The organism is Skermanella rosea (genome assembly GCF_016806835.2).
In the GTDB taxonomy this organism is placed as follows: Bacteria; Pseudomonadota; Alphaproteobacteria; order Azospirillales; family Azospirillaceae; genus Skermanella; species Skermanella rosea.
Window position 1 is genome coordinate 2,058,594 of sequence record NZ_CP086111.1, and the last position, 13,647, is coordinate 2,072,240.

Here is a 13,647-nt window from a genome sequence, read left to right on the forward strand (position 1 = left end):
AAACGCCGCGGCTCCGAACGGGGCCGCGGCGTTTTCGTTATCCGGGGATCGGCCTCACTCCGGCACCAGCCACTCGACCCTCGAGCCGCCGGCCTCCGCGCCCAAGGCGCCGTGCAGGGCCGGGAGCACCGTCCGCAGCGCCTTGTCCAGCTGCCATGGGGGATTGACGACGATCATGCCGCAGCCGTTCAGCCGCTTGTGGGTGTCCTCCTCGTGGACGGTCAGTTCCGCGACGAGGATCTTCCGGATTCCGGTCCGTTCGAGCGAGTCCTGGAAACGCCAGACGGCCGGCCGCTCCTTGATCGGATACCACAGGGCGTAGATCCCCGTCGGCCACCGCCCGTGGCCGAGCGCCAGCGCCGCGACCATCCGCTCGAACTCGTCCGGCGTCTCGAAAGGCGGGTCGATCAGGACCATGCCGCGCCGCTCCTTCAGCGGCAGGTGCGCCTTCAGGGCATGGTAGCCATCCATGTGCTGGACGGAGGTATTCCGGTCGCGCGCGAATTCCTGCCGCAGGGTCTCGACATCCTCGGGATGCAACTCGGCCAGGAGCAGGCGGTCGGACGGCCGCATCAGCATGCGCGCCAGCCGCGGCGAGCCGGGATACCAGCGCAGCGGCCCGCCGGTGCCGTTGAGGTCGCGTATCGCGTCCAGATAGGGCGCCAAGTCGTCCGGAAGCCCGTCCGCGGCCGCCATGATCCGGGATATCCCGCCGAGATGCTCGCCGGTCCGGCCCGCCTCGGGCGAGGCGAGATCGTAGCGGCCGATGCCGGCATGGGTGTCCAGCACGCCGTAGGGCGTCTGCTTGAGTCCGAGCCGGCTCAGGATGATGGCGACGACGGCATGCTTCATGACGTCGGTGAAGCTGCCGGCGTGATAGATGTGGCGGTAGTTCATGGGCCGATCATGTAGCGCGTCGACCGGCGCCGGACCAGCCCCGCCTTGGGTGCCCGGGTCAGAACCGCCGCCTGCCGGTCACCCCTCGGCCGCGACCTGGGCGCGGCGGAACGCCCTGCGGGTATCCGGAGCGATCGCCGGATCGCCCTGGCGGGCGCAGCGGGCTCCGTCCAGCAGGGCCGCGCTGTTCAGGTCCAGGCTTTCCAGGTGCTTGTGGATCTTGCAGGTATAGTCCCGCTGCTGGGAGCGGCTGCCGCCGTTGTAGCGGGCCACCGCGACGCTCCAGCTGCCGGAATCGGCGCGAAGGCGCTTCAGGTAGCGGGCGGCGTACCAGACATTGGCGGACGGGTCGAGGATGCGTTCGACCGGGCGGAAGTTGGCCCGGTGATGCTGGACGGAGAGCTGCATGCAACCGACGGTCGCATTCGGCCGGATACGCCCCTGGCTGTCGAGCAGATGGTTCCGGGCCTCGTCCGCCGTCTCCGAATAGATCGCCTTGCCGTTGATGTTCATGGCATAGGGCTGGGGCCTGCCGTCTTGGCCGCTCTCCACCAGCGCGATCGACAGGAGGAGGCCGCGGGGGATGCCGAGTTCCTGCTCGGCTTCGAGGACATGCTCCGTGCAGCTTGCCGCCTGCGCAGTTCCGAAGGGGGTGAAGCCAAGTCCGGCCGCCATCAAGGCGAAAAGACCCATGCACCGGATGCTCGATCGCCGGCCAAGTGCCCGCATTGCTCTGATCCCCCTTGTCGCACCAGCTTGCGCGCTGGCACCGTGCGCACGCACGGATTTGACCACCGGCCGCCGATACCGGTACGGCGACCGCCTCCTCGCTTGAGTTCCAGATGCCACACCCGGCATCCGTAAGGATGTTTTCCAGATATTCTTCCGACCGTCAACTCCTATGTAACTCCAACCCGTTACACGGGAGAAACCGATCAGCTACGATCGAAGACGATAGTGGGCAAAATAGAGGTATTGAAAAACCAATATTGACCCTTCGGGTGGCATCTGCCATATCCCCTTGGTTATATGGCGGCAGCCTTTCACGGGTCCCTCAATCTTGACAGATCAGCTTCTCCGCCCGGCCGGTGACGATACGGCCGACCTTGCCAGTCCTGCAAATCCTTTGAGTCCCGCCGAATTCGCCCTCGTATCGGGCTATGCCCTGCGCGATGCCGGCGACGCGGCCGCCGCCGAGATGGCGTTCCGGCAGGCCGTCGCGGCCGATCCCGCATGCGGGGAAGCATCGGGAGCCCTGGCACAACTTCTCGCCGACGACGCGCGCTGGGATGAGGCCGCCGAGGCTTTCCGCGTCGCCTTGTCGCAGGAGCCCGGGCGGATGGATTGGCGGACCGGCCTGTCCGACACGCTGGTCCGATGCGGCGAAACCGCGGAAGCCATCGCCCTGTGGCAGGACCTGCTGGAGCGAAGGCCGGACAGCGCCGCCGGGCACCGCGCCCTGGCCCGTCTCCTGATCGGCGCGGGGCAGCCGCTGGAGGCGATCGAGCATTTCCGGGAGGCGCTCTTCCTGGATGCCGGGGACGCCGGGACGGCGGTCGAGCTGGCGGACGTCCTGGTGGCATCCGGCGATCCGCTCGCCGCGGTCGAGACCCTGCAGCCGGTGCTGCGCCGGCGTCCCGACCATGCGGCCGGCCAGTTCGTGCTGGGCCGCGCCTGGCTGGAGCTGGGCGAACGCTCCAAGGCGCTGACGGCGCTCCGGGCCTGCCTCGACGCCGATCCCGCCGATCTCCACGGCGCGGAAGCCCTGATCGCCCGGATCGAGGGTGACACGACCGAGACCATGTCGCAGGCCTATGTCCGCGCCCTGTTCGACCGCTATGCGGAGCGGTTCGACGAGGACCTGACCATCCGCCTGAAGTACCAGGCGCCCCAGACCCTGCGGGCTACCGTCGACCAGGTGCTCGGCCCTGGCGCCGCCGATCTCCACGTCCTGGACGTCGGGTGCGGCACGGGGCTGGCCGGCGTCGCCTTCAGGCCGCTGGCCGCACGGCTCCACGGGTCCGACCTGGCGCCCCGCATGGTGAGGAAGGCCGGGAGCCGCGGCGTCTACGACGGCCTGGAAGTCGGCGAGATGACCGCGGTGATGGCGCGGGAGCCAGGCGTCTGGGATCTCGTCGTCGCCGCCGACGTGCTCGTCTATGTGGGCGACCTGGCGGAGGTCATGGCCACCGCCGCCCTGGCCCTGAAGCCCGGCGGCCTGTTCTGCGCGACGACGGAGCGGTGCGACGGCGACGGCTTCGTGCTCGGCCCGTCGCGCCGCTTCGCCCACAGCCCGGCCTACCTCCGTCGCATGGTCGCCGAGGCGGGCCTGGAGATCGTCGTGCTGGAGGAGGCCGTGCCCCGCTGGGAGAAGGGGCAGCCGGTGCCCGGCCTGGTCATGGTCGCCCGGCTGCCGGCCTAGACGACCCGCATCAGCGGTTCCCGCTCGCCCTCGACCTGCCAGTGCGCGTTCAGGCGGCCCTCCTCGTCGAAATGGAGGGCCAGCCAGTTCCGCGCCCGGATGTAGCGGCGGCCGGTCTCGGGAAAGGGCACCATCTCCAGCGTCATGCCGTCGGCGATGGTCTCCGTCCCGCGGCTGAGCCGTTCCAGGACGTTCGCGTACATGCGGGACGGCGCCGGATGAACGATCCCGGAGGAGGTCAGCTGCCACAGGTCGAAGCCGGGGCCGTGGATCACCCCGCAGGCGCCCAGGTGGATCTCGCCGGAGACCACCGTGATCCGCATGTCCCGGTCGCGGGCCACGGCACCCAGCAGGCGGACGAGACGGATATACTCCTCCTCGTGGACGTAGCTGCGCCACTGGTCGCGCAGATCGTCCTCCATCGCGGCCTGCGCCGGCAGGAAGTTGATCAGCTTCTCCAGGGCATGCAGGTTCGCGAAGACCATCGGCACGCTCGACATCAGGAGCAGGTGGCGGCACCCGTCGAACCGGTCGAGCCAGCCGGGCAGGGCCTCCCATGTCGCCTCGGACATCACGCGCGCCTGCGTCCGCTCGGTGCGCAGGTCCGGGGCGAAGATCCCGAGATCGCCGATGCGGAAGCCCTGGGTGAAGGTGCCCAGTTCGCCGCCCCACACGCAATCCGGCGGGTCGTCAGGGGCGCAGCCGACCTGGAACAGGGCGAAGCTTCGGCGCGCGACCTCGTAGACCCCCTGGAAAACCGGGCAGGTCCGCCGGTCGTCGGGATGGGAACCCCAGCCGTCGAAGATGTCGTGGTCGTCCCACATCATGACGGACGGAACGGTCGACAGCAGGGCCGCCGCCTCCGCTTGGCTCCACTGGCGGCAATAGAGGTCGAAGTAGAAGTTTTCGGCCTCCTCCGACATCGCGGAAGTGAACGGCGCCGACAGCTGCTCCCGCGGGGGCAGTGAACCCCATTTCCGCAGGGAGGGGCAATCGTCCCAGACCGCGTCGGCATAGAGCTGGTCGCCCCCGTGCAGGAGCAGGTGGAAGGGGCGGACGCGGTGCTGTGCGTTCAGGTGGCCCCAGCGCGCATTGCGCGGCAGGTCCTGCTGGCTGAACACCGATTCGTCCTCGGTCCCGTTGCAGGCGGTATAGGCGATCCGCGGCATTCCGGACAGGCCGGGAACCGTCATGTACCAGCGGTCCCCGCCGCGGAAGCCGTAGCCGACGCGGGTGTCGTCCGCCGCGCGCGGGACCGCGAATTCCCAGCGCCAGACATGGCGCTGGCCGAGCGACGCGACATGGCGGGGCGGCACGGGAAGCATCACGCCGTCGACGGCCATGTCCGGAGGTTCGGCCGCCCCGGTCAGGACGAAAAGGGCGGAAACCCGCCAGCGTTCACCCTGCACGCCGCGGAAATGCAGGACTGGACCGATCAGCTCTCGACGTTCTTTCTTCTTCGGCGGCAACGGCATTCAAAGGCGCCCGACTATCCTGGAAGTTCGACCGAGGAATATGAACGCCCCGTCCGGACGCGGGTTCCGTTTGCACCGTGAAGATTTGAGCCGGGTCGCCGGGACCGGCGGATCAGGTTCCTTCCGACCTGCGCCGGCGGAGAATGTCGAGCATCCGCTCGGGTACCGGTTCGTTGAGGACGCCGTCGTAGATCCGGTGAAGCTCCTGAACATGCTGGCGATACTGCTGGAGCAGGGCGGCGGCTTCGATGTCGGTCTTGATCACCAACTCCACCTCCCGCTTTTCCTCGTCGCTCAGCGCGCCATCAAGATAGGCATTGATGTCGCTCATGGTCAGTCGCTTCATTGGTGTACATCCCGGCGCTACTAGGGGCGGTTCACCCCGCAACGGGAACAAACCGAAGCAGGCGGTCTCCTGATGGACAATGAGCACTCTTGAGGCCGTCAAGCACTTCTATGCCATTTACGCTAAACCACCGGGTATCCGCAATGGCGTTCGCGGACCGCGACCTCCCGGTATGCATGAAAAAGCGACTGAACCGGCTACAATCGTGGCGTCGGGTCCTAAACAAAGTTCCCCCTCTCCTTGTTCCGGCGGGAGGTGCCCGGCTGACTTCCTTCCGGGCGCCTCCCGCCGGGCATACGGCAGGAGCCATGGAACCTGCGGCCAGCCTCCGGGTCAGGCGGCCATCAGGGTGTTCAGCCGCTCGCGGGCGCGGCACAGGCGCGACCGGATCGTGCCGATCGACACGTTCAGCTTCTCCGCCGCTTCCTGGTAGGGGCGACCCTCGATGGCGACCAGCCGCACGACCTTGCGCTGGCAGGGCGTCAGGCTGTCGAAGGCGCGGTCGACGTCGCGGAACACGAGGCGGGAGAGCTGGGCCGGTTCGACCGACATGGCGTGGTCCCACAGCTCGACCTTTGTGACGTGCTTGTCGCGCTGCAGATTATTGAAGTGAAGGTTCTTCAGCATGGTCGTCAGCCATGCCTGCATGTTGGTGCCGGGTTCGAAGCGATGGGAACGCGACAGGGCACGCGCCAGGCAGTCCTGGGTGAGGTCTTCGGCGCTCGAAGCGTCGCGAGTAAGCTTACAGGCATAGCGCTGCAGATTGGGAATGCAGTTGACTAGTTCCATGTCGAACGAGTAAGCCATAGTACGCTCCAATGGTCTCTGTTCTGGGAGGGCGGCCCCGGGGTCTGGTGCTGCGCCCTCGAACGGTCGGGAGTGGGTTTGGTCCCAGGCGGTCCGGACTGGCAGGTCCTGGAGCGTCCGGTGCCTCACCGGGTCTTGGTCGGCGGAGGTGAACTTGTCCCGCATCGCGGGCAAAGCTTCGCCCTGGAGTGCCGGTGGCAGCCGGCCCTCCCCGGATCCGGCGCCGGTGAAGGCGCCTTGTCGGACCCGGTCCTCTGGGTTCAATTCATGAGCGGTCCATGCTGGTCACGGTCGGCTTGTCGATCCCTCATCGCTGCGGAGCGTGCCCGGTGGCTCCAGTTTCTGGCGCCGGCCCGGTTGCTCCGGTGTTGGTGCGATTTCAACGTGGACCGTTTGCGAATGTTCCAATCGGGAGAACCAAAGAAATTCGCAGGGGAAGTGCAAATAAGCGGTATATCGATTAGCTGCGCCCGGCTTCACCATTCGTCCGACCATCCAAACGTCTTATGAACTCGCGAACGATAATTTTATACAATTCATCTTTTAATCTGAGGTCCTCCACCCCGGTATCAATGTTCGGATTGTCATTGATCTCGATGACGAAGATGCCGCGATCGTTCTGCTTCAGATCAACTCCGTAGAGTCCATTGCCGATCAGGCCCGCGGCCTTTACCGCGATCTCCACGACGGCCTTGGGCGCCTCCTCCACCAGCATGGTCTTGAAGGAGCCCTGCTCGAACCGTCCGTCGCTGTTGTGCTTGACGATCTGCCAGTGTTTCTTCGCCATCAGGTACTGGCAGACGAAGATCGGCTGCCGGTTCAGCACGCCGACCCGCCAGTCGAACTCCGTATACATGAATTCCTGGGCGAGGATGACGTCGGACTCTTCGAACAGGGTGGCGGCTGTCGCCTCCAGCTCTCCCCGGTTCTGCACTTTGTAGACCCCGCGCGAGAACGACCCGTCCGGGATCTTCAGGACGATGGGGTAGGGGATGTCCTGCTCGATCGTCGCGACCTTCGCCTTGTCGAGGATGATGGTCTTCGGCGCCGGCACCTTGTTCGCCCTGAGCAGTTCGGCCAGGTAGACCTTGTTGGTGCATCTCAGGATCGAGTTGGGATCGTCGATCACCGCCATGCCTTCCTTCTCCGCCTTCTTGGCGAAGCGGTAGGTATGGTCGTCCAGCGACGTGGTCTCGCGGATGAACAGCGCGTCGTACTCCGCGAGGCGCAGATAGTCCTTCTTCTCGATCGGCTCGATGGCTATGCCCAGCGCCTCCCCGGCCCTGATGAATTTCTGCAGCGTCTTGGCGCTGCTGGGCGGCAGCTCGTCCTTGGGGTTGTGCAGCATCGCCATGGTGTAGCGGGGCGGCGCCTTCTCCGTCGGCTCGCGCCAGGTCGCCTTGGTATAGGCGTCGAGCGCGGCGCGGAAATGGTCCTCCTGGTCGGTCCGCAGGTCGTCCAGCGACAGGGGCTGGAGCGAATGGATGTGCCAGTCGTCCTTCAGGCGGATCTGGATCTTCAGCATGGGGCACCGGAACACGTCGAAGGCGCGCCGGGTCACATCCTGGAACCGGCGGTCGTCGGCGCTGCCGAAGAAACTGTAGAGCGTGAACGACGCCTCGGGCGGCTGCGCCATGCGCTTCAGGCGCCGGCGCAGCAGCTCCTCCAGCTCGGGCAGGGCGTAGCGGTAGATGCTCTTCTGGCTGAGGTCCAGGATGGTCTTGACCGACGGGATGACCTTCTGCGTGCGCGCCTCGGCGAGCAGCGAGCAGTAGTAGCCGGCGCCCAGATAGCTGTAGGCCCGGCTTAGGTTGACGATCTTGGGGTTGCGGGACCGGACTGCGTCCGGCCGGGCGATGTAGTCCTTGGTGGTGATGATCTCGAGATCGGTGCGGTCGAATTTGAAGTCGGAGGACCTGTCGACGATGATCAGATGGGACGACATTCAGTGTTGATCCTGGCGGGTTTGACCCCGCGCGGGTCCTTGCCGGCGGGATCGGAGGACGACCATGGCCTTGAGCTGGGCCTTGCCGTAGCGGGCCATGCGCTCGAAGTCCTTCTTGAGGATGGGCATGTTGACGCGATCCGTGTCGCTGGTGTGCTTGGCTGTTTCGACCAGGGGGTCGTGGACATAGAAGAACCGTTCGTCGCATCCCGCGACAACGACCCAGTGGGGAAACTTCTCGTGGTAGATCCGGTAGGAGCTGATCAGCACCACCGGGATTGCTCCTGACGCCACGAGCTCGGTCAGCTCGCCGGCGCCGAAGCTCCGGTAGCCGACCGCGATGTCGGTTTCCGCGATGTCCTTCTGCATGTCCTCCTGGACGAGCCGGAGCACCTCCTTCTTTTCCTCGCTGCGCACGCTGTCCAGGAACAGCGCGCGGTCGTCGTTGAGGACCAGTTCCACGCCGAAGCCGCGCCGCCAGGCGGACAGGGCCAGCCCATAGGGACCGCATCCGCCATGGCCGGACGTCATGAAGATGGTGGTGGATTCCCGCCAGATCCGCAGTTCCAGCGCCCTGTTCAGGTCGAGCGTGGGATCGAGCGCCTTCATCGCCATCATCAGGGCCGACGGGCCACAGGTGAAATCCAAAGTTTGTTCATAATAGGGCACCCGGATGCCGCGCGGTCCGGCGGCGTTGGCCAGCCGCTTTTCCAGCCGCAGCGCCTCCATGTGGTCGGCGTAATAGTCCCGGTAGATGCCGAATTCCCGGTAGCCCGCCCGGCGGTAAAGCTCGATGGCCGGCTCGTTGTCGCGCCGCACCTCCAGCCTGAGATAGACGCACTCGTGCTCCTTGGCCTCGCGCTCGGCTTCCGCCAGCAGCCTTTGGGCTACCCCTTGCCGCCTGAAATCCGGATCGACCGCGAACGAGTAGAGCCGCGCCAGGGAAGTCCCGGCATTGAACAGGAGAAGCACGTAGCCCGCGATGCGGCGCGGCTGCGGCGGTCCCTCCCCGGCGGTGCCGGCGGCGGATGCCACCGCATGGGTTTCGACCAGGCAGACGGCGTTACCGCGCTTGAGGAGGTAATTGAAGTTGCGTCGGGTGAGGCGGTCCGACTCGAACGAGCGGTTCTCGACCTCCAAAAGCGCCGGGATATCCGAAACGGTAGCGCGTCTGATCGTATTTGCCGGCGCACTCTGGTGGATTAGTTTTGTATGCGTGGTATGGTCCAGCATCTTGCCCTACGGGATAGGCACCGGCACGGTCGGTGGCACCACATCCTACTCTCTTCACGATAGCAGGGAAGATGCTGCGAAATGAACCGGGCGCCGAGATCCGGACAGCAACGCTTAGGAAGTCTTAACTAAAAAAGCGGTACACGGTTAATCATTCGCGTGGCACGAGGGGACGCGCGATCCGATTCATGAAGTTTGCAGCAGAAAGTCGCGTATCCATGGACGCTCGCTACAATCCGCGGAACCTGGAACACCGGGGCCTTGACACCGAAGCCTTCAAGAGGTCCTTCCTCGAAGGCCTGGTTTACACGGTCGGCAAGGATAGCCGCTCGGCTACTCGCCGCGATTGGTTCACCACGTCGGCGTTCGCGGTGAGGGATCGCCTGGTCGACCGCTGGATGGAGACCACGCGCAACTACTACCAGGCCGACGCCAAGCGGGTCTATTACCTTTCCCTGGAGTTCCTGATCGGCCGCCTGATGACCAACAGCCTCGCCAACCTGGGCGTGATGCAGGCGGTCGGCGAGGCGCTGGACGGATTGGGCATGCGGCTGGACGACATCGTCGACGTCGAGCCCGACGCGGCCCTGGGCAACGGCGGCCTGGGGCGCCTCGCGGCCTGCTTCCTGGACAGCATGGCGACCCTGGGCCTGCCGGGCTACGGCTACGGCATCCGGTACGAGTTCGGCCTGTTCGAGCAGCGGTTCGAGCATGGCTGGCAGGTCGAGCACCCGGAACACTGGCTGCAGTTCGGCAACCCGTGGGAATTCCCGCGTCCGGAAGTGCTCTATCCCGTGCAGTTCTACGGCCGGGTCGAGGAGACCCGCGACAGCATGGGCGAGCGGGCCTACAAGTGGGTCGATACCGAGCGCGTCCTGGCGATGGCGTTCGACACCCCCGTGGTCGGCTACGGCGGCAGGACCATCAACACGCTCCGCCTGTGGTCGGCGCGGGCGACCAGCGACTTCCATTTCGGCCACTTCAACGACGGCGACTACATGAAGGCCGTCGAGCAGAAGATCCTGTCCGAGAACCTGAGCCGGGTGCTGTACCCGAACGACGCGACCGATGCCGGGCGCGAGCTTCGCTTCAAGCAGGAATATTTCTTCACGTCCGCCTCGCTCCAGGACATCCTGCGCCGCTATACCCAGCACCACAGCGGCTTCGACGAACTGCCCGGCAAGGCGGCGATCCAGATCAACGACACGCACCCGGCCATCGGCATCGCCGAACTGATGCGCCTGCTGGTCGACAAGCATGCGCTCAACTGGGACCATGCCTGGGACATCACCCAGCGCACCTTCTCCTACACGAACCACACCCTGCTTCCGGAAGCCCTGGAAGCCTGGCCGGTCCGGCTGATCGAGCGGGTCCTGCCGCGGCACATGCAGATCATCTACGAGATCAACGGCCGCTTCCTGCAGAAGGTGCAGGCGCGCAAGTCCGTGGACAGCGGCACGCTGGCCCGGGTGTCGCTGATCGACGAGAACGGCGACCGCCGCGTGCGCATGGGCAACCTGGCCTTCATCGGCAGCCACAAGGTCAACGGCGTCGCCGGCCTCCACACGGAACTGATGAAGCAGACCGTGTTCGCCGACCTCCACCGGGAGTTTCCCGACCGGATCAACAACAAGACCAACGGCATCACGCCGCGCCGCTGGCTGCACCAGTCCAACCGGCCCTTGTCCGACCTGATCACCAGCCGGATCGGCAGCGGCTGGATCCGGAACCTGGAGGAGCTGGAGGCCTTGAAGCCGCGCGCAGAGGACGAGGTGTTCCGCGAGGAGTTCCGCCGGGCGAAGCGCCAGAACAAGAAGCGCCTGGCCGCGCTGATCGGGCGGGAGCTGAACGTCGAGGTCTCGGTCGACAGCATGTTCGACGTGCAGGTCAAGCGCATCCACGAGTACAAGCGCCAGCTCCTGAACGTGCTCCAGACGATCGCGCTCTACAACGACATGCGCGACAGCCAGACGGTCAACTGGGTGCCGGTGACCAAGATCTTCGCCGGCAAGGCGGCTCCGTCCTATCATATGGCGAAGCTGGTGCTGAAGCTGATCAACGACGTCGCCAAGGTGGTCAACCAGGACCCCGCCGTCCGCGGCCTGCTGAAGATCGCCCTGCTGCCGAACTACAACGTCACCCTGGCGGAAGTGATCATGCCGGCGGCCGACCTGTCGGAGCAGATCTCCACCGCGGGGATGGAAGCGTCGGGCACCGGCAACATGAAGCTGGCGCTGAACGGCGCCCTGACCATCGGCACGCTGGACGGCGCCAACGTCGAGATCCGAGAGGCGGTCGGACCGGAGAACATCTTCATCTTCGGCCTCAATGCCGAGGAGGCCGGCTCGCTCCGTCACGGCAACTACAACCCGCGCGACGTTATAGCGGCCAACCCGCCGCTGAAGCGGGCCCTGGACATGATCGCGAGCGGCGTCTTCTCGCCCGACGATCCGCACCGGTACCGCCCGCTGATCCAGTCCCTGACCGACGGCGGCGACCCGTTCCTGGTGACGGCCGACTTCCAGGCCTACCGGGAGGCCCACGAGGCCGCCACCGACCTGTACCGCAACCCCGACCAGTGGACCCGGAAGGCGGTCATCAACACCGCGTCGATGGGCTGGTTCTCCAGCGACCGGACCATCGGCGAATACGCCCGGGATATCTGGAACGTCATTCCGGTCCTGCCGGAGGAGTAATTCCCGGAAGAGCATCGGCGGAGGAGGGGCGGTGGGCCGTCCTTCTTCCTGCCAGCTTGCCGCAGGCGCACATATCATCGAAATCGCCTCTGGTAATTTCCGGGAAAGGTGCTATCTACAGCCCTGTTGAGTGGCTTGGGCCCCCGACGGTCGGCATGGTGCCGTATCCGCATTTCGGCCCCTCGTGCCTTGCGGATATTGTATTGCTGGACCTTCGGACGCGACTATCGCCCGATCGCCCCGCTCGCTCATTTTCCGAAAGCAGCCGCTCGTTACGCGCGACGCCCCCTGGCTCGAAAAGCCGCCGGGAGCGCCGCCTTGTCTTGTCCCACGGTGTCGGCCCATGGCCCTCGCCGTACGGACTCACGTACCGAGGATTACGTTTTTGACTATGACTTTCGCTGAACTCGACCTTCACCCGACCATTCTGCAAGCCGTCGAGGCTTCCGGCTACAACGAGCCGACTCCAATCCAGGAAAAGGCTATTCCGTTGGCGCTGGCCGGTCGGGATCTGGTCGCTTCGGCCAACACCGGAACCGGCAAGACCGCCGCGTTCGTTCTTCCGGCCCTTCAGAAGCTGAAGACGCCGCGCCCGGCCGGCAGCTTCGGACCCCGCGTCCTCGTGCTGTCGCCGACCCGCGAACTGGCGACCCAGATCCTGGACGCCGTCCGCAAGTACTCCAAGTTCGACCGCGTCCAGACCGGCGTGATCCTGGGCGGCATGCCCTACCGCGAGCAGCTCCGCATGCTGGAGCGGCGCGTGGACCTGATCGTCGCCACCCCGGGCCGACTGATCGACCATCTGGAGCGGGGCCGCGTCAACCTGTCGGGCCTGGAACTGCTGGTGCTGGACGAAGCCGACCGCATGCTCGACATGGGCTTCATCGAGCCCGTCGAGCAGATCGCCGCCGCCTGCCCGGCGGGCCGCCAGACCCTGATGTTCACCGCGACCTGCGACGGTCCGATGGAGCGGCTCGCCGCCCGTCTGCTGAAGAACCCGGAGCGGATCGACATCGCGGGCCGCAACGTCAGCCACGACACCATCGACCAGCGCCTGCTCCGGGCCGATGACCTGGGGCACAAGCACCGCCTTCTCGACCACCTCGTGTCCACCGACGAGGCGGGCAAGACGATCGTCTTCGCCGCGACCAAGCGCGACGCCGACCGCCTGGCCGAGGAGCTGTGCGCCAAGGGTCATGCCGCCGGTGCCCTTCATGGCGACATGAAGCAGCACCAGCGCAACCGCACGATCGACGACCTGCGCCGGGGCCGTATCCGCCTGCTGATCGCCACCGACGTGGCGGCCCGCGGCATCGACATCTCCGACATCACGCAGGTCATCAACTTCGACCTGCCGAAGATCGCGGAGGATTACGTCCACCGCATCGGCCGTACCGGCCGGGCCGGCGCTTCCGGGACCGCCTACTCGTTCTTCACCCGGAGCGACTGGAAGCAGGTCAAGGCGATCGAGCATTTCATCGGCAAGCCGCTCGCCAACCACGTCATTCCGGGCCTGGAGCCGAGCGAGCGTCCGCGCAGTGCCAGCCCGGGCGGCTACAACAAGCGGCCCTACCGCAGCGGCGGCCAGGGCGCTCCCCAGGGGCGCGGCGGTTTCGGCGGCCAGCGTCGCCCTGAAGGCGAGCGGAGCGACCGGGGCCATGGTCACGGCGACCGGCCCCACGCCGAGCATCGCCACGCCGGCGGCGACCGTCCGCACGGTGAGCGCGGCGGCTACAATCCGGTTCGCCGGGACCGCGACCATTCGGCCGGCGGCGGCCGTCGCGGATACTCGTCGGCCAGCTAAGGCCGACGGGATCTCCGGGGTA

10 protein-coding genes are annotated in these 13,647 nt (G+C 66.2%); 3 read left to right on the forward strand and 7 right to left on the reverse strand.

The window, feature by feature from the left end; all coding sequences use genetic code 11:
* Positions 1-54 precede the first annotated feature (54 nt).
* Positions 55-897 carry a 23S rRNA (adenine(2030)-N(6))-methyltransferase RlmJ gene (locus tag JL101_RS09480; RefSeq protein WP_203103440.1) on the reverse strand — a complete coding sequence of 281 codons (843 nt, stop codon included), beginning with the start codon at positions 895-897 and terminating at the stop codon, positions 55-57.
* A gap of 78 nt (positions 898-975) precedes the next feature.
* Entirely contained in the window at positions 976-1,590 is a 615-nt protein-coding gene (locus JL101_RS09485; protein ID WP_203103442.1) for a transglycosylase SLT domain-containing protein, read from the reverse strand.
* Positions 1,591-2,023: 433 nt separating this feature from the next.
* Here JL101_RS09485 and JL101_RS09490 point away from each other — a divergent pair, with 433 nt between their 5' ends.
* Entirely contained in the window at positions 2,024-3,319 is a 1,296-nt protein-coding gene (locus JL101_RS09490) for a tetratricopeptide repeat protein (RefSeq protein ID WP_203103444.1), read from the forward strand.
* On the opposite strand, the gene JL101_RS09495 is transcribed toward JL101_RS09490, so the two are convergent.
* The 5 genes from JL101_RS09495 to JL101_RS09515 form a co-directional block, all read right to left on the reverse strand.
* A complete protein-coding gene (locus JL101_RS09495; protein WP_203103446.1) occupies positions 3,316-4,794 on the reverse strand; it encodes an alkaline phosphatase D family protein in 1,479 nt (492 codons plus the stop codon). The two genes, JL101_RS09490 and JL101_RS09495, sit on opposite strands and share 4 nt — an antisense overlap.
* A 112-nt stretch (positions 4,795-4,906) precedes the next feature.
* Positions 4,907-5,140, reverse strand: a complete 234-nt coding sequence (locus JL101_RS09500; protein ID WP_201071281.1) for an anti-sigma factor family protein — start codon at positions 5,138-5,140, stop codon at positions 4,907-4,909.
* Positions 5,141-5,473: 333 nt separating this feature from the next.
* Positions 5,474-5,947 (reverse strand): sigma-70 family RNA polymerase sigma factor, encoded by a 474-nt coding sequence (locus JL101_RS09505; RefSeq protein WP_158045815.1) that lies wholly within the window; start codon positions 5,945-5,947, stop codon positions 5,474-5,476.
* A 460-nt stretch (positions 5,948-6,407) separates the two neighbouring features.
* Positions 6,408-7,892 carry a RimK family protein gene (locus JL101_RS09510; RefSeq protein WP_203103448.1) on the reverse strand — a complete coding sequence of 495 codons (1,485 nt, stop codon included), beginning with the start codon at positions 7,890-7,892 and terminating at the stop codon, positions 6,408-6,410.
* A complete protein-coding gene (locus tag JL101_RS09515; RefSeq protein ID WP_228435379.1) occupies positions 7,893-9,032 on the reverse strand; it encodes a GNAT family N-acetyltransferase/peptidase C39 family protein in 1,140 nt (379 codons plus the stop codon).
* Between the two features lie 311 nt (positions 9,033-9,343).
* Between JL101_RS09515 and JL101_RS09520 the strand changes: the two genes are divergently transcribed.
* Both JL101_RS09520 and JL101_RS09525 read left to right on the forward strand, forming a co-directional pair.
* Positions 9,344-11,821, forward strand: a complete 2,478-nt coding sequence (locus JL101_RS09520; protein WP_203103452.1) for a glycogen/starch/alpha-glucan phosphorylase — start codon at positions 9,344-9,346, stop codon at positions 11,819-11,821.
* Between the two features lie 391 nt (positions 11,822-12,212).
* On the forward strand, positions 12,213-13,625 hold the full coding sequence (locus tag JL101_RS09525; protein ID WP_203103454.1) for a DEAD/DEAH box helicase: 1,413 nt from the start codon (positions 12,213-12,215) through the stop codon (positions 13,623-13,625).
* Positions 13,626-13,647: the final 22 nt, after the last annotated feature.

Excerpts from the sequence above, each read along its gene's own strand:
- JL101_RS09500 (WP_201071281.1), bottom strand. The coding sequence starts at position 5,140 with ATGAAGCGACTGACCATGAGCGACATCAATGCCTATCTTGATGGCGCG.
- JL101_RS09505 (WP_158045815.1), bottom strand. The coding sequence starts at position 5,947 with ATGGCTTACTCGTTCGACATGGAACTAGTCAACTGCATTCCCAATCTG.
- JL101_RS09520 (WP_203103452.1), top strand. The coding sequence starts at position 9,344 with ATGGACGCTCGCTACAATCCGCGGAACCTGGAACACCGGGGCCTTGAC.
- JL101_RS09525 (WP_203103454.1), top strand. The coding sequence starts at position 12,213 with ATGACTTTCGCTGAACTCGACCTTCACCCGACCATTCTGCAAGCCGTC.
- JL101_RS09495 (WP_203103446.1), bottom strand. The coding sequence starts at position 4,794 with ATGCCGTTGCCGCCGAAGAAGAAAGAACGTCGAGAGCTGATCGGTCCA.
- JL101_RS09510 (WP_203103448.1), bottom strand. The coding sequence starts at position 7,892 with ATGTCGTCCCATCTGATCATCGTCGACAGGTCCTCCGACTTCAAATTC.
- JL101_RS09485 (WP_203103442.1), bottom strand. The coding sequence starts at position 1,590 with ATGGGTCTTTTCGCCTTGATGGCGGCCGGACTTGGCTTCACCCCCTTC.
- JL101_RS09480 (WP_203103440.1), bottom strand. The coding sequence starts at position 897 with ATGAACTACCGCCACATCTATCACGCCGGCAGCTTCACCGACGTCATG.